A 20,636-nucleotide genomic window follows, 5' to 3' on the forward strand; every position below is an offset into this window, starting at 1 on the left:
TGGCATGAAATTAAAAAAGCCAAGCATTTTGCTTGGCTTTTTTATATCTGCTAGTTAATGAGCCCTAGGCTGACCCAGTATAGGGTGTCAGGATCTGCTTCCTTTGGAAGCTCGAAGGGAATGAACTTCCCGTCTTGATCAAGGTATTGGCTGTCAGGGAAGTTGGTCTTCAGTACAGCAAGGTTCGTTTGCGCGTTGTCGTACAGCTCTAGGTCCATGTAAGCTTGGATCGTCACTGCAATAGCTTCTTCTACAGATGGGGTAGAAGGGTAATGCTGAACGACTTCTTGACCTCTTCGAAGAGCGGACAGCGGCGCTTTGCGTGCAAAGTAGTAGTGGGCGATATTGAGTTCATGCTCCGCCACCATATTACGTAGGTGAATCATGCGTGCCTTGGCATCTGGGGCAAACTCGCTGCTAGGGAAGCGAGCTAAAAAGTCTGCGAACTCATTGAATGCCTTGTTAAACTCACTGGCATCACGCTCTGCTGGATTTTGATTTAAATAACGACCAGAGAAGGTTTCTGCTCCGCGATAGGTAGAAAGCGCACGCATGTAGTAGGCGTAATCTAGAGCATTGTTATCAGGGTAATTTTTAATAAAGCGATCCGCCGCTGCGTGAGCGGCAATATAATCACCTGCCTCGTGTTGTGCGTAGATTAGATCAAGTCGCGCGCGAATCACATAATCCCCAAATGGGTAGCGCGTTTCCAGGTTTTTGAAATGTTCCACCGCAGTAGAGGGTAAGCTGTTGTCCAGTGCCTCCTGGCCTTTATCAAAGTATTCCTGCTCGGGAAGGTCAGGTTCTATGGTTGGTCCACTGGAGCAAGCCGTCAGAACGGAGTAAATGGCAGCAATTGTCAGAAAACGTGACAATGTCTTAATGAATCCCATGTATAATACAACCCTAGTAAAAGCAGCATAATAGTTTGTATAACGATTATGCAATTGACGTATTTCGCGTCCTCATGACGCAGCATAGAGCAAAGAAAGTTTATTGTATGGCAGAGCGCATAGTAAAAGAAGCCCAAGTTACACTGGAATTTTCCGGACAGCGATTTGATCAAATTGCTACCGAAATGTTTTCAGATTACTCACGTTCTCGGATCCAAGGTTGGATCAAAGATGGCGTGCTTTTGGTCGATGGCAAGAAAACTAAGCCTAAAGAAAAGCTCTTCGGCGGGGAGATGATTACCCTAGATGTGGCCTTAGAGGAGCAAGAGGTTCACGATGCCCAAGACATCCCCCTAGATATCGTTTACGAAGACGAAGATATCATGATCATCAATAAGCCAGCTGGCTTGGTGGTTCACCCAGCGGCGGGGCACAATGATGGGACTTTATTAAATGCGATTCTACATCATGCTCCTGAGACGGCGACGGTTCCTCGAGCAGGGATTGTGCACCGTCTTGATAAGGAGACAACAGGTCTCATGGTGGTGGCGAAAACTTTGATCGCTCAAACGGATCTCGTAACCCAATTACAAGACCGTAGTATGGGGCGGGAATACGAAGCTATTTCCATTGGTGCAATGACGGGGGGCGGTGTGGTGGACGAACCAATCGGACGTCACCCTCATAATCGCCAAAAGCAAGCAGTAGAACCAGTGAATGGTAAAGAGGCCATTACCCATTATCGTTTGGTTAAACGCTATAACAACCATACCCATATTCGCCTAAAGTTGGAAACGGGTCGAACCCATCAGATTCGTGTGCATATGTCCTATATTGGTTATCCCTTGGTGGGTGATCCTCAATATGCAGGGCGATTGAAAATGCCAAAAGGCTGTTCTCCTGATCTACAGGAGGCTCTACGAGGCTTCCGACGCCAAGCTTTACACGCTAAGAAACTGGAGTTGTCTCATCCGGTGACAGGTGAATGGATGGAATGGGAAGTTGATCTTCCTGAGGATATGAAAGCCCTGTTGGAGATGTTAGAAGAAGATCTTCACAACGGCGGTAAAACCCATTACATGTAACGTAAGACATATAAATCAAAGGCAGCATTAAGCTGCCTTTTTGTTAGGTGGTAGATATGGAATCAATTATTTCCTTGGACTGGCAAGTGCCGAAAAACGTAAAGGCCTATGTGACGACCCGTGAAGGTGGTGTCAGCTCTGGTGTCTATGAAGGCTTTAACCTTGGTGCCCATGTGCAGGATTTACCGGAGGCGGTGTCTCAAAATCGTCACTTGTTAAAAGATTGGTTAGGTTATGAGGGAGAGATTCAGTGGCTTAATCAAGTGCACAGTGCGGATGTGGTGAGCTTGCCTAACCCCTCTAGTGTGACCGCTGATGCGGCCTATACCAATCAGGCGAATACTGTCTGTGCCGTGCTGACTGCTGACTGTTTACCAGTAGTTTTTACGAGCCTTGCGGGAGACGAAGTGGCAGTCGCCCATGCGGGTTGGCGTGGGCTGTGTGATGGGGTGCTTGAGGCGACTTTGGCAAAGTTTCGTGATCCTGCTGATGTGGTTGCCTGTTTAGGGCCGGCCATAGGTCCTGAAGCGTTTGAGGTTGGCAGTGAAGTGAGGGCGGCGTTTATAGAGAAAGATCCTAATGCCGAAGAAGCATTTAGACCCGCTGGGCACCCGGATAAATGGCTAGGTAATTTGTATCTTTTGGCCCGCCAGCGATTGGCAGCAGCGGGTTGTCATAGGGTGAGTGGCGGAGATTATTGTACCCACACAGATCAAGCGCGCTTTTTCTCTTATCGGAGAGAGGGTGTGACAGGGCGCATGGCGACCTTGATTTGGTTTGAATAATGATGGGTGTCAAAAAAATGACACTCTTCCGTTGAAAAGTGAAATCTAGCACCTATAAAGCGATTAGAGGCTTATTTAATAATCGATTTATCGGAGGTCATGTATGCGTATTGATCGGTTAACCAGTAAATTACAACTTGCTCTTTCGGATGCGCAGTCGGTAGCGCTGGGGCAAGATCATACCTATATCGAACCTGTTCACCTTATGCTTGCCTTGCTAGATCAGCAAGGGGGCAGCACACGCCCAATTCTTCAACAGGCGGGCGTTCAAGTAACTAAATTCCGTGAATCCCTTAACCAAGTGTTAGATCGCATGGCTAAGGTGAATGATCACGATGGTAATGTGCAGATGTCACCAGAGCTTGGTCGCCTGTTGAACCTCGCAGACAAGGAAGCGCAAAAACGTAAAGATCAGTACATTTCTTCAGAACTGCTGTTGCTGGCTATGTTCGATGCGAAGGATGATGTGTCTAAAGCGCTCAAGGCGACAGGTGTTACCAAGGCGGATATTGCCGCGGTGGTAGACAGCGTTCGCGGTGGCGAAGGGGTAAATGACCCAGATGCAGAAGAAAGTCGTCAGGCTCTTGATAAATATACTGTGGATCTAACGGCTCGAGCAGCGGAAGGGCGTCTTGATCCGGTGATCGGTCGTGATGACGAAATACGTAGAACGATTCAGGTGCTGCAGCGCCGCCGTAAAAACAACCCTGTCCTTATTGGTGAGCCGGGTGTAGGTAAAACCGCCATTGTTGAAGGGTTGGCCCAGCGAATTATTAATGGCGAAGTGCCAGAAGGTCTCAAGAAGAAGCGTGTCTTGGCGCTGGATATGGGGGCCTTGATTGCAGGGGCTAAATATCGCGGTGAATTTGAGGAGCGTCTAAAAGCCGTCTTGAACGAGTTGTCGAAACAGGAAGGCCAAATCATCCTTTTCATCGATGAGATTCATACCATGGTGGGGGCTGGCAAGTCTGAAGGCTCCATGGATGCGGGGAATATGCTTAAACCTGCATTGGCTCGTGGAGAGCTGCATTGTGTAGGGGCTACGACTCTTGATGAGTATCGTCAGTATATCGAGAAGGATGCTGCACTTGAGCGTCGTTTCCAGAAGGTCTTAGTGGAAGAGCCAAGTGTCATGGACTCCATTGCTATCCTGCGGGGCTTGAAAGAGCGCTATGAAGTGCATCATGGTGTGGACATTACAGATTCTGCGATTATTGCCGCAGCAAAACTTTCCCAGCGTTATATTACGGATCGTCAATTGCCTGATAAGGCTATTGATTTGGTGGACGAAGCAGCCAGTCGTATTCGTATGGAAATGGACTCTAAGCCAGAAGAAATGGATCGCTTGGAGCGTCGTTTGATTCAATTAAAAATCGAACAAGAAGCTTTGAAAAAAGAAAAAGACAAGGCGTCAAAATTGCGCTTAGCGGAATTAGAGTCTGAGATTGATGCCTTGCAAAAACAGTTTTCTGACCTAGAAGAGATCTGGAATGCTGAAAAAGCAGCGGTTCAAGGGGCGCAAAAGCTGAAAGAAGAACTCGAGGCGGTGCGTCACGAAATGGAAGAGGCTCGTCGTCAGGGTAATTTGGCCAAAATGTCCGAGCTTCAATACGGCGTTATTCCAATGCTAGAGGCTGAGATTGAGAAAGCGGCTCAAGCAGAAGAAACAGAAGCCCAGACGCAATTGCTTAAAAACCGTGTCACAGAAGAAGAGATCGCGACCGTAGTCTCTCGTTGGACTGGTATTCCAGTCGATAAAATGCTGGAAGGTGAGCGTGATAAATTACTGCGTATGGAGGACTCTCTCCATGAGTCAGTGATTGGTCAGGATGAAGCAGTTAAAGCGGTATCTAACGCTGTGCGCCGCTCTCGTTCAGGTCTAGCGGATCCTAATCGACCAAATGGCTCTTTCTTGTTCTTGGGGCCAACAGGGGTTGGTAAAACTGAGTTGTGTAAGTCTCTGGCGCGTTTTCTGTTTGATACGGAGCAAGCCATGGTTCGAGTGGACATGTCTGAGTTTATGGAGAAGCACTCTGTGGCGCGCCTGATTGGGGCGCCTCCAGGTTATGTGGGGTATGAAGAAGGTGGTTACCTTACGGAAGCTGTTCGCCGACGTCCTTACTCCGTGTTGTTGCTAGATGAGGTGGAAAAAGCGCATCCAGATGTTTTTAACATCCTATTGCAGGTGTTAGATGATGGGCGTTTAACGGATGGCCAGGGCCGTACTGTTGATTTCCGTAATACGGTGGTGGTGATGACTTCTAACCTTGGGTCGGATGTGATTCAAGAATACCGCTCTGATGATGAATACGAGCAAATGAAGTCTAAGGTGATGGAAGTGGTGGGCATGCATTTTCGTCCAGAATTTATCAACCGTATTGACGAGACAGTGGTGTTCCATCCGCTAATGCAATCCCAAATCAAAGGTATTGCTCAAATCCAGCTTAGTCAGTTAAACCAGCGACTGACGGAAATGGGGATGTCTATGACCCTAACTGATAGGGCTCTTGAGCGATTGGCTGAAGTAGGTTACGACCCGATTTATGGTGCTCGTCCATTGAAGCGTGCTATTCAGCAATGGATAGAAAACCCCCTTGCTAATGAGTTGCTATCAGGGCATTTTGTGGCAGGAGACGAGATTCAAGTGGATGCTGATGAAGAAGGGATGGCGTTTACCTCAGAGCCGGTAGCTCGAGAGGCTTCATAACTCTCACTCGAAAGGGATTCAACAAAAAAGCCAGCGCAATGCGCTGGCTTTTTTTGTCGTGACTATGACGCTTAGACATTAGTGAAGCTTAGAAGTCAGCAAATACGCCAATAAAGAAGCCATCAAAATCTACTTCAGTATCGATGCTACCTTCGTCAATTTTAAGGTTAGCGTTGCGGTAGCCGCCTTCAACACCGACGATGAAAGGGGATTGGTATTTCACTTTCAAAGTTGTGTCAGTAACACTTGAATCGCCTACTGCTAAAGTCTTCATCTCACCACCAAGAGAGATAGGGAGAGTTGGGATAGTGAAGTATGCTGAGACATAGCCTGTTGGTAAAACAAAGCTCTCAGATGCTTTAGAGTTGTTTACACGTGCGTCAACGTCCATTTGGCGAAACGATACACCAACATCTAGGTCAAGCCAGGCAAGGCCATCCAGGATTTCGTAATACAAGGTGTAATCTGTCGCATCAACTTTTGTTGATGCATTGCTGTCTGAGCCCTCTAAAGTAGACCCTTGTAGTCGAACATTAGGGATAACTGGCATTGGGTGCTCAAAAGCAATACCGTAGTAAGTAGTGCTGTCAGCGGATAAGTCAGAGTTGTATGACTGGCCGTCCACTCGGCCATCAAAGCTGGCGTCAGGAGAGTATTGGCCGATTTCAGCTGTAAGGCCTAGGACGTCAGCGTTTGCGGCGCTGGCAAGTAGGATCGTTGATGCAACAAGTGCTTTTTTCATGGGATCATCCCTGTTTAGGAGTTGGAATAAGCGAATTATACTGAGTGACGGTACGGTATGGAATACTTAAGTGCCAGTCAGTCGGTACTAAATAAGCTAATTTTAAAACCAGAAACGTAGGAAGTAGTGGCTGGGGTGGCAGGATTCGAACCTACGCATGACGGGATCAAAACCCGTTGCCTTACCGCTTGGCTACACCCCAAAAAATGTGATTGACCGTAAGAAGTGGTGGCTATGACTAGATTCGAACTAGTGACCCCATCATTATGAGTGATGTGCTCTAACCAACTGAGCTACATAGCCTAAAGGTCTGAATTGATGGCTGGGGTGGCAGGATTCGAACCTACGCATGACGGGATCAAAACCCGTTGCCTTACCGCTTGGCTACACCCCAACTTATCAAAAAAGTTGGTGGCTATGACTAGATTCGAACTAGTGACCCCATCATTATGAGTGATGTGCTCTAACCAACTGAGCTACATAGCCTTTGAAGAGTGGCTGGGGTGGCAGGATTCGAACCTACGCATGACGGGATCAAAACCCGTTGCCTTACCGCTTGGCTACACCCCAACAATCTTCTCACAGACAGCTGAAAGCTTTGGGCTTCCCTGTGTCTGTGGCGCGATATTATTCATATAACCCATTCATGGGTCAAGCATTTTTAGAAAATTTTATACATTGAAGCGGAAATGCATCACATCGCCATCTTTCACAATGTAGTCTTTACCTTCTAAACGCCATTTACCCGCTTCTTTTGCGCCGTTTTCACCCTTGTATTGAATGAAATCTTTGTAAGCAACTACTTCTGCTCGGATAAAGCCTTTTTCGAAGTCTGTATGAATCACGCCTGCTGCCTGAGGGGCAGTCGCACCTTGTTTAACGGTCCAAGCACGTACTTCTTTCACGCCTGCGGTGAAGTAGGTCTGTAGGCCAAGTAGCTCATAGCCAGCGCGGATAACGCGATCTAGGCCTGGCTCTTCCATACCCATCTCGTCAAGAAAGTCTTTCATTTCTTCTGCGTCCAGCTCGGAGATTTCTGCTTCCAGTTGGTTACAGATAGGAACCACTGTAGCGCCCTCTGAGGCGGCAATCTCTCTAACTACCTCTAGGTGAGGGTTGTTTTCAAAGCCGTCTTCAGAGACGTTTGCAATGTACATGGTTGGCTTTGTGGTAAGTAGGTGAAGTTGTTTAACCGCTTTCTTCTCGTCGTCCGTTAACTCCATGCCACGTACCGGAAGTCCGTCTTCTAGGTGTGCTTTAATGCGCTCTAGAAACGCTTTGTGGGCAATGGCTTCTTTGTTACCACTTTTCGCATTTTTGGCCGTTCGAAGCAGTTGTTTGTCGATGGATTCTAGATCGGCAAATACGAGCTCTAGGTTAATGACTTCGATGTCAGCTTTAGGGTTAACTTGGTTGGAAACGTGAATGACATTGTCGTCTTCAAAGCAACGTACCACGTGGGCAATCGCATCGGTTTCACGAATGTTTGCCAAGAACTTGTTGCCAAGCCCTTCCCCTTTTGAGGCGCCTTCTACAAGACCTGCAATATCAACGAATTCCATGGTTGTTGCCAAGACTTTTTCAGGCTTAACGATCTCTGCTAGGGCGTCTAGGCGTGGATCGGGCATAGGAACAACGCCAGCGTTTGGCTCTATAGTACAGAAAGGGAAGTTTTCTGCGCCGATGCCAGCTTTGGTGAGTGCGTTGAATAGAGTTGATTTGCCGACGTTTGGTAAGCCGACGATACCGCAGTTAAAGCCCATAATATTTTCCTAAAGCTGGTAGTTTATGCTTTGAAACTATGAAGATGGTTCATAACGTTACTCCAATTGTCCGCGACAATGTCTTCGAGGTAGCGTAATGACTCATCAATGGTTTGTTCGATTTTTTGGTATTCGTCGCTTGGTGCTTTTGTTAGCACATAGCCGGCTACTTTGCTGGCGTGCCCAGGATGACCAATACCTATGCGTACACGACCAAAATCACGATTGTTGCCGAGTTTGTTGATGATATCTTTTAGGCCATTATGACCACCATGGCCACCACTTTTTTTCAATTTAACGGTGCCTGGATCGATATCAAGTTCATCGTGTGCGACGAGAATTTCTTGGGGAGAGATTTTGTAGAACTGGCAAACAGCTTGAACCGCTTTGCCACTTAAATTCATATAGGTCGAAGGAATCAGTAGATAACATTCCTGCCCACCTATAAAAACTTTGCCGAATTGGCCAAAGAATTTCTTCTCTGTGCGAAGAGAGCATTGGCTCATGCGAGCCAATGCTTCTATCCATTGTGCGCCAGCATTGTGGCGGGTATTTTCATATTCAGAGCCTGGGTTGCCCAAGCCAACGAGTAATCTAAAACCTGCCACAAACTTGCCTCAATGATTAGCGCTTAGCTTTACCGATACGTGCGATAGGCTGGTCGTGGTCTTCGCCTTTAAGCAAAGCAACCAACTCAACGCCTTCTGGTAGTTGAGCGTCAGAAAGGTGGAAAATCTGACCAAGCTGACCTTCGATCGTATCAACGATCAAAGAAGCTGGAAGGTCTTTTGGTAGGCAGCGAACTTCAGCAAGTTTCGCTTCTACTTGTAGACGACCACCTTGAGATTTAACACCTTCAGATTTAGAAGCGTTAACGAATTCTAGAGGAACACGTGTAACAAGCTTAGTTTCTGAATCAACGCGCTGAAGGTCGATGTGCATTACATCGCCAGTAGCTGGGTGACGTTGTAGAGACTTAACGATTACTTCTTGCTCTGCGCCGTCAACAGCGACTTTAACAACGCCTGTTAGGAACGCTGTGCTTTCAACTGCTTTTGCTACTTCGTTGCTTTTGAACGTTACGGATGCAGCGTCAGTGTTACCGCCGTATACTACAGCTGGAACAAGACCTTGGTGGCGAAGGCGGCGGCTCGCACCTTTACCTTCTTCGTTACGTACAGTAGCGTTTAGTACTTGAGACATTTTTAAATATCCTAAATTAAGTTTAAGGTGCCCAGAACTGCGACCCGTTCCGAGCGTTAATGTTTGGCTTAGGCCCCAAACATGGCACTGATTGACTCTTCGTTGCAGACGCGACGAACAGCCTCGGCCATAATGTCAGACATCGACAATTGGCGGATTTTTGCGCAGTCCTGTGCTGCTTGAGTCAATGGGATTGTGTCTGACACAACCAACTCATCCAGTACAGAATTGCTAATGTTATCAATGGCTTTGCCAGACAGTACTGGGTGAGTACAGTAGGCAAGCACTTTCGATGCACCGTGTTCTTTTAGTGCTTTGGCGGCCGCACACAGGGTGCCGCCTGTATCGATCATGTCATCGACCAATACACAGGTTTTGTCTTTTACATCACCGATCAAGTGCATGATCTGAGCCTCATTGGCTCGTGGGCGACGTTTGTCGATGATGGCAAGATCCGCATCATCCAGTAATTTAGCGAAAGCACGAGCACGTACTACGCCACCAACGTCAGGCGATACCACGGTAATGTTTTCGTGGCCTTGGCGTTGCAAATCGTCTAGCAGCAAGGGTGTTGCGTAAACGTTGTCCACAGGGATATCAAAGAACCCTTGGATTTGGTCTGCATGTAAATCAACTGTTAGTACACGGTTGATGCCTACAGCAGAAATCATATCCGCTACAACTTTTGCTGTAATCGGTACTCGGGCAGAGCGTACGCGACGATCTTGGCGAGCATAACCGAAGTAGGGGATTACAGCGGTAACACGGGTGGCAGATGCGCGGCGTAAGGCATCGGCCATGACAATCAGTTCCATTAGGTTGTCGTTGCTTGGTGCACAGGTTGACTGAATGATGAAAACGTCTTTACCACGAACATTTTCGTTGATCTCGACCGTGATCTCACCGTCGCTGAACTTTCCAACGGTGGCATTGCCAATTGGAAGTCCCAAGCGGCGTACTACCCTGCGTGCGAGTTCAGGGTTGGCATTACCGGTAAAAACCATTAACTTGGACACTGTGTATACCCTTTGTATTTTGTAGCGATGAAAAATAGACTGGCGTTTTAGGCAGCGGTCAGTCAGCTGCTATGCAATCCACTGGTCCAAGGCATCATGAGTGGGAGAGGTGTTACGACCACGACAAACCCAAGTTTGCCACTTCTTTGGTGCGGACGCTCTCACTCGCTCAGCGTCATCAATTTTGTCGAACGCCAAAAACAAGCACGCACCGGTACCTGTTAGCTTTGCGTCGCCAAATTGAGTAAGCCATGTCATAGCTTCATCCACTTCAGGATAAAGCCTTTTCACGACTTCTAGACAATCGTTGTGTCCATCCAGTTTCAAGGCGTGCGATATTCTGATGGCAGGGGTGTCTCTTGTCAAATGTTTATCGGTAAAAATTTGAACAGTTGGGACGTGGCAATTTGGCTTTAAAAGCAGGTAGTACGGGGTTTTGGGAGCGACTTTGGTGAGTTTTTCTCCGATGCCTTCAGCGAACGCTGAGTGACCAAGAACAAACACTGGAACATCGGCTCCTAAATCTTTTCCTAGGGCAGCAAGCTGCTCCAAATTATGTTCACATTGCCATAGTTTGTTCAGTGCAAGTAAGGTCGTGGCGGCATCGCTGCTCCCCCCGCCGATGCCCCCCCCCATGGGAAGCTTCTTGTCTAGCTTGACCAATACGCCTTTAGGTGTCTTGCGGGAGGGCTCCAGTAGCTTTGCTGCTTTGTAGATCAGGTTGTTTTCTAGCGGCACACCCGGAATCTCAGGTTGGATTTGAATGCCATCTTGATCTGTCAGGGTAAAAGTCATTTCATCACAGAGATCAATGAACTGAAAAACAGTTTGTAAATCATGGTATCCGTCTTCTCGACGTCCCGTAATGTGTAGAAACAGATTGAGCTTCCCCGGTGCAGGGAGGGTTAGTGGGCTCATTGAACGTTCCATCGAGTAATAATCAGGTTCACACGATACGGCAAGCGGGTCACTTGCATGCGCTGAGGTAGTTTTAAATTATCGATTTCCGTAAATTCGCGATAGGTCACCGTCCAGTTGTCTTGGGTGATTTGTGTCGGAGTTTTGCCATCGATATCGTATTGAATGTTGGCGTAAGACTTGGGTGATGGTAAACCACGTATCCAGTATCGCACTTGGTTTACAGGGAATTGCCAGCCAAGCTCGTCAAACAGAAGATCTTCAGCGTTTTTGCCAACGACCGTTTTGTCATCATAGGTCAGTTGAGCCACTTTATTTGGTGTGCCTTGCAGACGAGTTGCCCCTTGACCAAAGGGGCCATAAATATTGAGTTCGTATTGATCTGGTCCGTAATCCCAGTAAAAGTTACCAGAAATAGCGTCATTTTCTGTGCGGATTCCTACGCGACCTTCTGTTTGCCAAGATTGAATGGCATCTACCGTCTCTGGTGTCGGTGCTTTGGGAGTCGTAGGGGTCATGCTACAGCCTGCTAATGCAGACACTGTTAAAGCACTGATTATAAGCTTTTTCATAGAGGTCCTATTCTTGATCGAGCAATGTTGGCTCGAACTTTTCAAGTGTTTGTCTGAGTGTAGGGAGTTGAGCATTCAATTCCAATGAGGTACGCCAGATACGTCGGGCTTGCTCTTGTTGGCCTAGTTGCCAAAGAACTTCTCCGTAATGGGCACCAATCTCAGCATCTTCCATTATGTTCCAGGCTTGGTTGAGTAGGGCAGCAGCTGTGTCTAATTCGCCCCTTAGGTAATGGGCCCAACCTAAACTGTCAATAATCGCAGGGTCTTCTGGGTCCAGTTCATAAGCCTGCTCAATTAGGTCAATGGCTTCGTCTATGTTCACTGGGTCACGTACCATGATGGTATAGCCCAGTGCGTTCAGGTAAGACGCGTCATCAGGGTGCTTTTGAGCAAGTAATCGTAAGTCTTTGATTGCGGCTTGCCACTGGCCCCGTTGATCATAAGTGATGGCGCGCTTATATCGAACAGAGTCCATGTTAGGAAAAGCTAACAGCGCGGCACTTAGTAGCTCAAGAGATAAATCTGGGCGCTGTTGCTGTTCATGGAGATCCGATACACCAATCACATGACCAGGCTCGTCATCTAACCCAGTACGTTGAATAATGATGCTGTTGATGCGCTCTGGTTGCCCATTTTCATATAGCCATTTGACCAATAATTCTGATGCATTCCAGCTCAAGCTGCCAAACACACGGGTTAGGGTTTGTAGGGCTTTTTCTTGTTGTCCATCTTCGTGGTAGGCATTAGCTAAAATAAAGTGGATTTGGTGACTTAGACCTCCCCTAGAGGGAAGTTGCTTGAGGACTTGGATACTCTGTTGTCTCTCGCCCTGTTGCAGCAGTAGTTGTCCCATGGATAGGCCAATCTGTTGCTGGGCGAAGGGGGAGAGGTCAGCAGATTCGAATTTGGCTATGGCTTTATCCGTTTGGCCGTTTTCAATCATGATGTCGAGCAGGGTGGCGAAGATGCGTTGGCTGTCGGGGTAGTCCTGTTCTCCTGCTTCAAGAGTCGTTTGCGCAAGCTCTGTCTCACCTGTCTTTTGTAAGCTAAATGCTTTGATGACGATCAGGGACTCTATTTCATTATCCGGGCTTTGTTCGATGAGTGCATCGATCTTGGTCAGTATTTTTTGGGATTTGCCTTCAAGGAAGTCTAAGTGGGTTTTTGCCAACTCCACATAGAGAGCTCCTTCTAATTCAGGAGCAGCCAAAATCGTTTGCAATTGTGTTGTTGCGTCGATGTTTCTGGCTTGTTGATCAACAAAAGCGGGTAAAAAGCTTAACGGCACCTCTTCAGTACGGGCTTGAATCAAAAGAGCTTGCGCTTGCTGAAACTGCTCATCCACTAGTAAGGCTTGAAATCTGACCGGGTAGGCTTGGCTGGCCTTGGGGTTCTGGGTTAGCCAGAGTTCTGTGGCAGCCAGTACGGCATTATTGTTATCGCTGGCGATAGCCGCTGCCGTAGAGCGTTGGGATACTAAATCGCTGCCACTCGTTTGGGCTGCTGCAAGGTAAAGGGGAAAGGCTTCTTCTCCTCCTTGGCGTTGCAGGGTGAATTCGGCATTTAACAACTGTTTTAACTGCTGTGAATTAGCACTTTGTGTTGTAGGAGTTGGCCAGGAGCTGTCTGAGATAAGTGTCGATTGTTTTGTGGAGTGGACACTGCAGGCGCTTAAGCCTAGACCCAGAGCTGTGACGAGGAGACTTTTTGCGAAAACATTCTTTAGCCGTTGAGTGTGCATAAGTGCCTGTCTGTCGGTTAGTTAATTGACCCTTGGATTCCTATGTTAGCCTTGCAGTTATAGCCTTGTCAGCCTCAAAAATGCCTTGATCGCGTAAGCAACCGATAGATTTATTGATTTGATGGGGTGCGAAGAGCTAAAAATTCCACTTATAATAGGGCCTATCTTGATACTCAGTGAAGAATATCCTGTGTGTTTGAATTACTTGTACGATCTCAAGTTGTGAGAAGAGTTCCTGAATGCCGCTAATAACTGTGGGCGTAAACCACAAAACTGCTCCCGTTTCCATCCGCGAAAAAGTCTCCTTTGCCCCTGAGAAAATGGTTGAGGCATTACACTCCCTTGTGTCTGGAGAAAACGCATCGGAAGCGGTGATTGTGTCAACGTGCAACCGAACTGAGTTGTATTGTGCTGTAGAGGATGAGGCGCAAGCGGATCGTATTATCCGCTGGTTGGGGGAATATCATCACATCGAGCCGGAAGAGCTCGCGAAGTTTTGCTATGCCCACCGTAACGATGAAAGCGTTAGGCATATTATGCGTGTAGCGGCAGGCCTGGATTCGCTCATTCTTGGTGAGCCTCAGATTTTAGGTCAGGTGAAATCCGCCTACGCCGTTTCCCAATCGGGTCAAACCGTGGGAGCAGAGCTGCAAAGCTTATTTCAACAAACCTTCTCCATTGCTAAGCGTGTGCGAACGGATACGGCGATTGGTGAAAACCCTGTGTCTATCGCATTTGCGGCGGTGAGCTTGGCCCAGCGTATTTTTGCGGATGTTAAACGCAGTACGGCGCTATTGATTGGAGCAGGACAAACGATTGAGTTGGTAGCACGTCATCTGAATGAAGCCGGTATTAAGCGCATTATTGTTGCCAATCGCACCTTGGAACGCGCTCAAGTGCTGGCGGATGAATTAGGAGCAGAAGCGATTTTGCTCGGCGATATCACAGATTATTTGCACCAGGCGGATATTGTGATTTCGTCTACGGCCAGCCAGTTACCCATCATTGGCAAAGGCATGGTAGAGCGCGCGACCAGTAAACGTAGAAGAAAGCCTATGTTATTGGTAGACATTGCTGTCCCACGAGATATTGAGCCTGAAGTACAGGATGTGGAAGACGCTTATCTCTACACAGTGGATGATTTGCATTCTGTTATTGAAGAAAACGTTAAGGCTCGTCAGGACGCCGCTGAAGCTGCAGAACTCATCATCGAAGAGGGCATTAATGCCTATAAGCGTAAACAAGAGTCTCGCAAAGTGGCTGATCTAATTGTAAGCTACCGCGCCCAAGCAGATGCAATTAAACAAAGCGAATTAGAACGAGCAATGAAAGCGCTGGAGGCTGGTCAGTCTCCTGAGCAAGTTATGAATAAACTAGCCCATGGGTTAATGAACAAACTGATTCATTCGCCAACCCAATTTCTAAGACAAGCGGGTGCCGACACAGACCAACAAGCGTTGGATATCGCCTCAGGTGTACTTGGAATCACTGACACAAAAGAATCCTAGAATGAAAGAATCAATTAAATTTAAGTTAGAAAGTCTGGCTGAGCGTTACGAAGAACTGGCCGCGTTACTAAGCGACGCCGATGTCATTATGGATCAAGATCTGTTCCGTAATTACAGCAAAGAATATGCTGAGTTAGAGCCAGTGGTGAAGTGTTTTGAAGAATACCAGCAAGTATTAGAAAACATTGACGAAGCACAACTGCTTATCTCTGACTCTGATCCAGATCTTAAGGAAATGGGGCAAGAAGAGCTAAAAGCAGGGCAGGAGCAAAAAGAGCAACTCTTGCTGGACCTGCAAAAGCTATTGTTGCCAAAAGACCCCAACGATTCTAAGAACGTATTCTTGGAAGTGCGAGCAGGTACCGGTGGAGACGAAGCGTCGATCTTCTCTGGCGACTTGTTCCGTATGTATTCTCGTTATGCGGAAACCCAACGTTGGAAAGTAGAAATCGTTAGTGCCAGTGAAGGCGAACATGGTGGCTACAAAGAAGTGATTGCGCGTATCGTGGGTGATGGTGCGTACTCTAAATTGAAATTCGAATCCGGTGCGCATCGTGTGCAACGTGTGCCAGCAACCGAGTCTCAAGGTCGTATCCACACGTCTGCTTGTACGGTAGCGATATTGCCAGAAATGGACGAAGTGGAAGCGATAAATATTAATAAAGCCGACCTTCGAATTGATACTTTCCGTGCGTCTGGTGCCGGTGGTCAGCACGTGAACAAAACCGATTCTGCGATTCGTATCTTGCACATTCCAACGGGCGTAGTGGTTGAATGTCAGGACGAGCGCTCCCAGCATAAAAACCGTGCTAAAGCGATGGCATTACTGGCCTCTAAACTGCAGGCTGCGGAAGAAGAAAAAGCGGCTTCTGAACAGTCTGAAGCGCGCCGTTCATTAGTGGGCAGTGGCGATCGCTCCGAGCGTATCCGTACTTATAACTACCCACAGGGTCGTGTAACGGATCACCGTATTAACTTGACGCTTTATAAGTTGGATGAAATCGTTCAAGGGGATTTGGATGTGTTGATCAACCCACTTGTGAACGAATACCAAGCAGAACAACTTGCTGCGTTAAGCGGCGAAAATTAATCTCCGCTCCCAGCAACCCTATTGTGTGATGTCGCCCATATGACCATTGATACCTTACTAAAACAGGCCTATGGGCGGCTAGACACCCTCTCAGATACAGCTCAATTGGATGCCCAGCTGCTGTTGGCTCATATTATGGGGGTCTCAACCACCTATTTTTTTACTTGGCCAGATAAGTCTGTCTGCGATGCCCATCAAGTGGGTTTCGAGACGTTACTTGCCCGTAGAGAGAAAGGCGAGCCTATTGCTTACATTCTTGGGGAGCAGGATTTTTGGAGTTTATCCCTAGAAACCTCTGCACACACCTTGATACCCCGTGCTGACACGGAGCGATTAGTAGAGGTGGCGTTAGACTTGTTACCTCAAGGGGCTGGATCCATATTAGATCTCGGCACTGGCACTGGGGCCATTGCATTGGCTCTGGCAAAAGAGTGGTCAGCTTCAAAGGTGATGGGAGTTGATTATCAAGCTGAAGCCGTGGCTCTTTCTCAGAGTAATGCTATCCGTAATGACGTGAGCAATGCTGAATTTCGCCAAAGTAATTGGTTCTCTGAGGTGAAGGATGCGGCACCGTTTGAGTTGATTGTGTCCAATCCGCCCTACATTGATCCAGAGGATGAGCACCTCACCCAAGGTGATGTCAGGTTTGAGCCTTTGACTGCGTTAATTGCGCAAGAGAAGGGGATGGCAGACATCCGTCATATTGTGTCTCAATCCAAAGACTATCTGGTGAAAAAGGGTTGGTTAATGTTCGAGCATGGATATGACCAAGGGAGCGCCGTTAGGAGCTTGCTTGAAATTCATGGCTTTGAAGAGATTGCCACCTATCAAGATTTAGGTGGCAATGATCGGGTAACAGTAGGGCGTCTTATTGAGCGCTCTCAGGGCGAATAAAGACAGGCTCTAAAGGCTTGGAACGTTCTGGATCGTAACGGTATCCTGCCAGATCAAACCCTTTAATGTCCTCAATGGACTCTGCGCCGCTTTCGATTAGGTAGCGCACCATTAATCCACGCGCTTTTTTCGCGTAGAAGCTGATTACCTTGTATTGGCCATTTTTCTCATCTAAAAAGTTTGGCGTCACAATAGTGCTTTTGATGGCTTTTTTATCGACTGCTTTGAAGTACTCTGTCGAGGCGAGGTTGACAAGCAACTCGTCTTCTTCAAGCTCCGCATTTAGAGCGGGGGCAATCACATCAGACCAGAAATGATAGAGGTTCTCGCCCTTATCATTTTTGAGTTTGGTGCCCATTTCAAGGCGGTAGGGTTGCATCAGATCCAGAGGTTTTAGCAGTCCGTAAAGGCCGCTAAGAATGCGTAGGTGGGATTGGGCATATTGGATTTGGGCTTCGCTTAAGGAGTAAGCGTCTAGTCCCGTGTACACATCACCCATGAACGTAAAAACTGCCTGGCGGCTGTTGTCAGCGTTATGTTCTTTTGACCAATCTTGGTAACGCTCTACATTCAATGTGGCGAGTTTATCACTCAGTTTCATCAATGAAGCGATGTCTGAGGGGGTATACGGCTTTATGGTGTTGATCAAGGATTGGGCTTGTTCTAGAAAGCTTGGGTCCGAATGTTGATTGACAGGGACTTGGCTTTCTAGATCTAACGTTTTGGCTGGGGAAATCAAATATTTCATTGTCTTACCTTGACTGATCGTTGCGTTTTACAACGATTATCCATAGAGTGTAATGAGATATCCACTTATTGCCTCAATAGAGATCTTGTATGAAGGACAACCTAATACAGTTTCCGTCTAATGCAAAGCAGTCTGTCAGTAAGACACAGGCTCCTATGGAGGCACCAGTAGAAAATCTCGACGTATCACAAAGTGAATTGGATGCGTTGCGTCATGCCTTTGATGAGGCGCGCAAACAATGGCCTTTGGAAATGGCTGAGTTACCAGAGCAAAATCGAAAGTGCGCACACTCAACAAAGCGATAAATTTTAATAATAATTAACATTAGTTAAGGCGCTTTCCAGTGTTGACCTTCCTAGTTAAACATTCTCTTGCAGGTATGTTCCTGTGTGCAATTATCGGCTTCACCTTTCCAATAGCTTCTAATTTCTTATTTCCTTTTTTACCGATTGTGTTGTTTACACTCATGCTGCTCACCCTGCTGGGTATGCCTATGGAGCGTTTGATCCAAAGGGTTATGAATAAAAGCGTCTGGCTGTATGGCTTGGTACATTCCGCTTTCTATATGGCCCTCTTTACTTTGGCTTGTTGGGTATTTGGAGCGACCCCAGAACTGACTTTGGCCATATTAGGGGTTGGCGCCACAGGGTCGTTATTTGCCACACCTGCGATCGTGAGGGCTTTAGGGTTCGACAGCCTTGAGGCCATGGCGATGACGATTGTTAGTACCTTGCTTTTGCCCCTTGCTCTGTTTGTGCCTATTCATTTTATTCACTTGAGTGATGGAGGCTTGGATTTTGTGACCTATGCAATGCGTCTATTGATTTTTATCCTAGGTCCGATTTTGATTTCTTACAGCGCTCATAAATTCTTGCCCAAAGAACCCCTGCAAAGGGTGTTATTAAAAGTCTCTCCTTACACCATCTTGTTAGTATTCGCGTTTCCATTTGGCTTGGTGGGGAGCTATCGAGGACTGTGGGAAGCAGATCGTGCAGAAGCCGTGGTGTATCTACTTATTGCTATATCGATTGTTGCGGTATTTTTTGTCGTCACTTTTTTCTTATATCGTAAACAAGGACATGAGCTTGCCCTGACTGCAGCCATAACCGCTGGAAACCGAAATGTGCTGTTGACCTATTCCATTGCTGGCGCCTTATTGGGGCCAGCATTCTTACCCTTAGCTGGAGCGTTACAGGTTCCAACCTATCTTTTGCCTGTCATTACCAAGCGACTTCACAAATATTTAAGTGCCTAACGTAATTAAGCATTATGCAAACAAAGTGAATGTCGTCTAAGCTGGAATGTTAGCGACCTAAATTAAAATAAATTCAATTAGATTTATCTAATGTAATGTGTCTTTACCGAATTATGCATCGAGGGATATATGCGTAAAAACCTACCTGTGACAAATCATGAGCGAACCTTTCCGCCAGATGTGAAGTTGATTTCAACAACAGACTTAAAGGGGAAAATTGTTCATTGTAATAAGGCATTTATCGATATCAGCGGGTTCTCTAAAGAGGAGCTTATTGGCTCACCTCACAACTTGGTACGACATCCTGATATGCCCCCAGAAGCCTTTGCAGTCATGTGGGAGCACCTCAAAAAAGGAAAACCTTGGATGGGGATGGTTAAGAACCGAAGTAAAAATGGCGATTACTATTGGGTTGATGCTTATGTAACGCCTGTGACAGAGAAAGGCACTGTTGTGGGTTATGAGTCGGTGCGCACGTCCCCAGATCGTAAAGCTGTTGCACGGGCTGAGGCGCTCTATAGTCGTATTAGAGGGGGTAAAAAGCAGCTTACTTTGCCAACCCATGTGATGGCTTGGAGCATCGCTTTGTTGGCCATCATAGTCATGTTGGGGATGACTATGACAGACCATGCAGAGCTTGCTTGGGTTCCGCTTTTAGTCGGAGCGCTCGGGTTAGTGATTTACTTTGCGATGACTTTAGCTAAGATCAACAAAGTGATGTCTGCGGCGCTTGGGGGGGCATTTACCCACCCGTTAGCCGCTAAGACATATTCGGATCATTCTTTAGCTGTTGGTCTACTTGAAGTGGCTGCTAAGAGTCAGAGCCAGCATTTGGATACGGTTTTGACGCGTATCGAAGAGGAGTCAAACGAAGTGTCAGAGCGCTCTAAGTTTGGTTTGTCCCAAACTCAAAGTGCGACCCAAAAAATAGACATGCAGCAGCATGAAACCCAGGAAGTGGCTGCTGCCATGCAGCAAATGACAGCGACGGTTTCAGATGTCTCCCAGCATGTACAGTCGACTGCGGATGGTGCCAAAGAATCCAAGTCACTGGCTAAGAAAGGCAGCAAAACCCTAGATGAGACTCAAGCGTCTATTCAGTCATTAGCGAATCTGGTTGGACAAATTGGTGATTCAGTGTCGGATTTATCTAAGCAATCCGAAGGTATCGCCGAAGTCGCCTTGATGATAGATCAAATAGCAGAACAAACTAATTTATTAGCCTTGAATGCCGCCATTGAGGCGGCGCGAGCTGGGGAGCATGGACGTGGTTTCGCGGTAGTGGCGGATGAGGTGCGTCAGTTGGCTCAGCGAACGCAAGGCTCAACTCAAGAGATTCATCAAATTATTGAGCGTTTAAGAAATGGTGCTCAGGAATCTGTACGGATAGCGAGTACTGGACGAGACAGCGCGGCGGAAGGGTTGGCAAAAATGGGGATTGCGCAAGAGGCTCTAACCGCGATAGTGGACTCTGTTACGACCATTTCTGACATGGCGGTGCAGATGGCCGCTGCGGTGGAAGAGCAAGCCCATGTGTCTGAGGATATTAATCAGCAGTTGGTGCGTATTTCAGACCTTGCTGTAGGTACTAAGGCAGAGGCCGACGCAGCCATGGACAGCATGGAGCAATTGCAGAAGGTCTCCAGCGATATGCATGAGTTAGTCGTTCGATTTAAATAACTGTATCGCAGACCCAAGCGTCTTGCAGTGTGA

Annotated in this window: 19 protein-coding genes and 5 tRNA genes; 9 read left to right on the forward strand and 15 right to left on the reverse strand. The window is 47.3% G+C overall.

Annotated elements, in window-relative coordinates:
- Positions 1-50: 50 nt before the first annotated feature.
- A complete protein-coding gene (locus ACZ5DR_RS09645; protein ID WP_377368162.1) occupies positions 51-893 on the reverse strand; it encodes an outer membrane protein assembly factor BamD in 843 nt (280 codons plus the stop codon).
- Positions 894-1,000: 107 nt separating this feature from the next.
- On the opposite strand from ACZ5DR_RS09645, the gene rluD reads away from it, so the two are divergent.
- The 3 genes from rluD (at position 1,001) to clpB (ending at position 5,470) form a co-directional block, all read left to right on the forward strand.
- Positions 1,001-1,978 carry a 23S rRNA pseudouridine(1911/1915/1917) synthase RluD gene (gene rluD, locus ACZ5DR_RS09650; RefSeq protein ID WP_377368160.1) on the forward strand — a complete coding sequence of 326 codons (978 nt, stop codon included), beginning with the start codon at positions 1,001-1,003 and terminating at the stop codon, positions 1,976-1,978.
- Between the two features lie 56 nt (positions 1,979-2,034).
- Complete coding sequence (pgeF, locus tag ACZ5DR_RS09655) at positions 2,035-2,763, forward strand: peptidoglycan editing factor PgeF (protein ID WP_377368158.1); 729 nt, start codon at positions 2,035-2,037, stop codon at positions 2,761-2,763.
- Between the two features lie 103 nt (positions 2,764-2,866).
- Positions 2,867-5,470: an ATP-dependent chaperone ClpB gene (gene clpB, locus ACZ5DR_RS09660; protein WP_377368156.1), complete on the forward strand. Its 2,604-nt coding sequence runs from the start codon at positions 2,867-2,869 to the stop codon at positions 5,468-5,470.
- Positions 5,471-5,558: 88 nt separating this feature from the next.
- On the opposite strand, the gene ACZ5DR_RS09665 is transcribed toward clpB, so the two are convergent.
- The 13 genes from ACZ5DR_RS09665 to ACZ5DR_RS09725 all read right to left on the reverse strand — a co-directional run bounded on the left by ACZ5DR_RS09665 (position 5,559) and on the right by ACZ5DR_RS09725 (position 13,257).
- A complete protein-coding gene (locus ACZ5DR_RS09665) occupies positions 5,559-6,212 on the reverse strand; it encodes a TIGR04219 family outer membrane beta-barrel protein (RefSeq protein WP_377368154.1) in 654 nt (217 codons plus the stop codon).
- 127 nt (positions 6,213-6,339) lie between these two features.
- Positions 6,340-6,414: transfer RNA gene (locus ACZ5DR_RS09670), tRNA-Gln, on the reverse strand.
- A gap of 24 nt (positions 6,415-6,438) precedes the next feature.
- Positions 6,439-6,515 (reverse strand) — tRNA-Met (locus ACZ5DR_RS09675).
- Between the two features lie 16 nt (positions 6,516-6,531).
- Positions 6,532-6,606: transfer RNA gene (locus tag ACZ5DR_RS09680), tRNA-Gln, on the reverse strand.
- Between the two features lie 15 nt (positions 6,607-6,621).
- Positions 6,622-6,698 (reverse strand) — tRNA-Met (locus ACZ5DR_RS09685).
- Positions 6,699-6,707: 9 nt separating this feature from the next.
- A tRNA-Gln gene (locus tag ACZ5DR_RS09690) sits at positions 6,708-6,782 on the reverse strand.
- A gap of 101 nt (positions 6,783-6,883) precedes the next feature.
- Positions 6,884-7,975, reverse strand: a complete 1,092-nt coding sequence (gene ychF, locus ACZ5DR_RS09695) for a redox-regulated ATPase YchF (RefSeq protein WP_377368152.1) — start codon at positions 7,973-7,975, stop codon at positions 6,884-6,886.
- A gap of 23 nt (positions 7,976-7,998) precedes the next feature.
- Positions 7,999-8,583, reverse strand: a complete 585-nt coding sequence (gene pth / locus ACZ5DR_RS09700) for an aminoacyl-tRNA hydrolase (protein WP_377368150.1) — start codon at positions 8,581-8,583, stop codon at positions 7,999-8,001.
- Positions 8,584-8,599: 16 nt separating this feature from the next.
- On the reverse strand, positions 8,600-9,178 hold the full coding sequence (locus ACZ5DR_RS09705) for a 50S ribosomal protein L25/general stress protein Ctc (protein WP_377368148.1): 579 nt from the start codon (positions 9,176-9,178) through the stop codon (positions 8,600-8,602).
- Between the two features lie 68 nt (positions 9,179-9,246).
- Positions 9,247-10,194, reverse strand: a complete 948-nt coding sequence (locus tag ACZ5DR_RS09710; protein ID WP_464543476.1) for a ribose-phosphate diphosphokinase — start codon at positions 10,192-10,194, stop codon at positions 9,247-9,249.
- A gap of 69 nt (positions 10,195-10,263) precedes the next feature.
- On the reverse strand, positions 10,264-11,112 hold the full coding sequence (gene ispE / locus ACZ5DR_RS09715; protein WP_377368146.1) for a 4-(cytidine 5'-diphospho)-2-C-methyl-D-erythritol kinase: 849 nt from the start codon (positions 11,110-11,112) through the stop codon (positions 10,264-10,266).
- Positions 11,109-11,684, reverse strand: coding sequence for a lipoprotein insertase outer membrane protein LolB (gene lolB / locus ACZ5DR_RS09720; protein WP_377368144.1), 576 nt, complete (start codon positions 11,682-11,684; stop codon positions 11,109-11,111). The genes ispE and lolB overlap by 4 nt, the downstream gene beginning before the upstream one ends.
- Positions 11,685-11,691: 7 nt before the next feature.
- On the reverse strand, positions 11,692-13,257 hold the full coding sequence (locus ACZ5DR_RS09725; RefSeq protein WP_377368142.1) for a tetratricopeptide repeat protein: 1,566 nt from the start codon (positions 13,255-13,257) through the stop codon (positions 11,692-11,694).
- 410 nt (positions 13,258-13,667) lie between these two features.
- On the opposite strand from ACZ5DR_RS09725, the gene hemA reads away from it, so the two are divergent.
- Genes hemA through prmC form a run of 3 tightly spaced genes read left to right on the forward strand, consistent with a single transcriptional unit; the run spans position 13,668 to position 16,920 of the window.
- Positions 13,668-14,936: a glutamyl-tRNA reductase gene (gene hemA, locus ACZ5DR_RS09730; RefSeq protein WP_377368140.1), complete on the forward strand. Its 1,269-nt coding sequence runs from the start codon at positions 13,668-13,670 to the stop codon at positions 14,934-14,936.
- 1 nt (position 14,937) lies between these two features.
- A complete protein-coding gene (prfA, locus tag ACZ5DR_RS09735; RefSeq protein ID WP_377368138.1) occupies positions 14,938-16,026 on the forward strand; it encodes a peptide chain release factor 1 in 1,089 nt (362 codons plus the stop codon).
- A 39-nt stretch (positions 16,027-16,065) separates the two neighbouring features.
- Positions 16,066-16,920 carry a peptide chain release factor N(5)-glutamine methyltransferase gene (prmC, locus tag ACZ5DR_RS09740; protein ID WP_377368136.1) on the forward strand — a complete coding sequence of 285 codons (855 nt, stop codon included), beginning with the start codon at positions 16,066-16,068 and terminating at the stop codon, positions 16,918-16,920.
- On the opposite strand, the gene yaaA is transcribed toward prmC, so the two are convergent.
- The gene (gene yaaA, locus ACZ5DR_RS09745) at positions 16,895-17,668 is read right to left on the reverse strand and encodes a peroxide stress protein YaaA (RefSeq protein ID WP_377368134.1); all 774 of its coding nucleotides are present in this window, start codon (positions 17,666-17,668) and stop codon (positions 16,895-16,897) included. The genes prmC and yaaA overlap by 26 nt on opposite strands.
- Positions 17,669-17,757: 89 nt before the next feature.
- Between yaaA and ACZ5DR_RS09750 the strand changes: the two genes are divergently transcribed.
- From ACZ5DR_RS09750 to ACZ5DR_RS09760, 3 genes are all read left to right on the forward strand, one after another.
- Positions 17,758-17,973 carry a hypothetical protein gene (locus tag ACZ5DR_RS09750; RefSeq protein ID WP_377368132.1) on the forward strand — a complete coding sequence of 72 codons (216 nt, stop codon included), beginning with the start codon at positions 17,758-17,760 and terminating at the stop codon, positions 17,971-17,973.
- Between the two features lie 38 nt (positions 17,974-18,011).
- Positions 18,012-18,923, forward strand: coding sequence for a hypothetical protein (locus ACZ5DR_RS09755; RefSeq protein ID WP_377368130.1), 912 nt, complete (start codon positions 18,012-18,014; stop codon positions 18,921-18,923).
- Between the two features lie 129 nt (positions 18,924-19,052).
- Entirely contained in the window at positions 19,053-20,603 is a 1,551-nt protein-coding gene (locus ACZ5DR_RS09760) for a methyl-accepting chemotaxis protein (RefSeq protein WP_377368128.1), read from the forward strand.
- Positions 20,604-20,636 lie beyond the last annotated feature (33 nt).

The organism is Marinomonas vaga (assembly GCF_055388305.1).

Excerpts from the sequence above, each read along its gene's own strand:
- ACZ5DR_RS09645 (WP_377368162.1), bottom strand. The coding sequence starts at position 893 with ATGGGATTCATTAAGACATTGTCACGTTTTCTGACAATTGCTGCCATT.
- rluD (WP_377368160.1), top strand. The coding sequence starts at position 1,001 with ATGGCAGAGCGCATAGTAAAAGAAGCCCAAGTTACACTGGAATTTTCC.
- pgeF (WP_377368158.1), top strand. The coding sequence starts at position 2,035 with ATGGAATCAATTATTTCCTTGGACTGGCAAGTGCCGAAAAACGTAAAG.
- clpB (WP_377368156.1), top strand. The coding sequence starts at position 2,867 with ATGCGTATTGATCGGTTAACCAGTAAATTACAACTTGCTCTTTCGGAT.
- ACZ5DR_RS09665 (WP_377368154.1), bottom strand. The coding sequence starts at position 6,212 with ATGAAAAAAGCACTTGTTGCATCAACGATCCTACTTGCCAGCGCCGCA.
- ychF (WP_377368152.1), bottom strand. The coding sequence starts at position 7,975 with ATGGGCTTTAACTGCGGTATCGTCGGCTTACCAAACGTCGGCAAATCA.
- ACZ5DR_RS09705 (WP_377368148.1), bottom strand. The coding sequence starts at position 9,178 with ATGTCTCAAGTACTAAACGCTACTGTACGTAACGAAGAAGGTAAAGGT.
- ispE (WP_377368146.1), bottom strand. The coding sequence starts at position 11,112 with ATGAGCCCACTAACCCTCCCTGCACCGGGGAAGCTCAATCTGTTTCTA.
- lolB (WP_377368144.1), bottom strand. The coding sequence starts at position 11,684 with ATGAAAAAGCTTATAATCAGTGCTTTAACAGTGTCTGCATTAGCAGGC.
- hemA (WP_377368140.1), top strand. The coding sequence starts at position 13,668 with ATGCCGCTAATAACTGTGGGCGTAAACCACAAAACTGCTCCCGTTTCC.
- prfA (WP_377368138.1), top strand. The coding sequence starts at position 14,938 with ATGAAAGAATCAATTAAATTTAAGTTAGAAAGTCTGGCTGAGCGTTAC.
- prmC (WP_377368136.1), top strand. The coding sequence starts at position 16,066 with ATGACCATTGATACCTTACTAAAACAGGCCTATGGGCGGCTAGACACC.
- yaaA (WP_377368134.1), bottom strand. The coding sequence starts at position 17,668 with ATGAAATATTTGATTTCCCCAGCCAAAACGTTAGATCTAGAAAGCCAA.
- ACZ5DR_RS09750 (WP_377368132.1), top strand. The coding sequence starts at position 17,758 with ATGAAGGACAACCTAATACAGTTTCCGTCTAATGCAAAGCAGTCTGTC.
- ACZ5DR_RS09760 (WP_377368128.1), top strand. The coding sequence starts at position 19,053 with ATGCGTAAAAACCTACCTGTGACAAATCATGAGCGAACCTTTCCGCCA.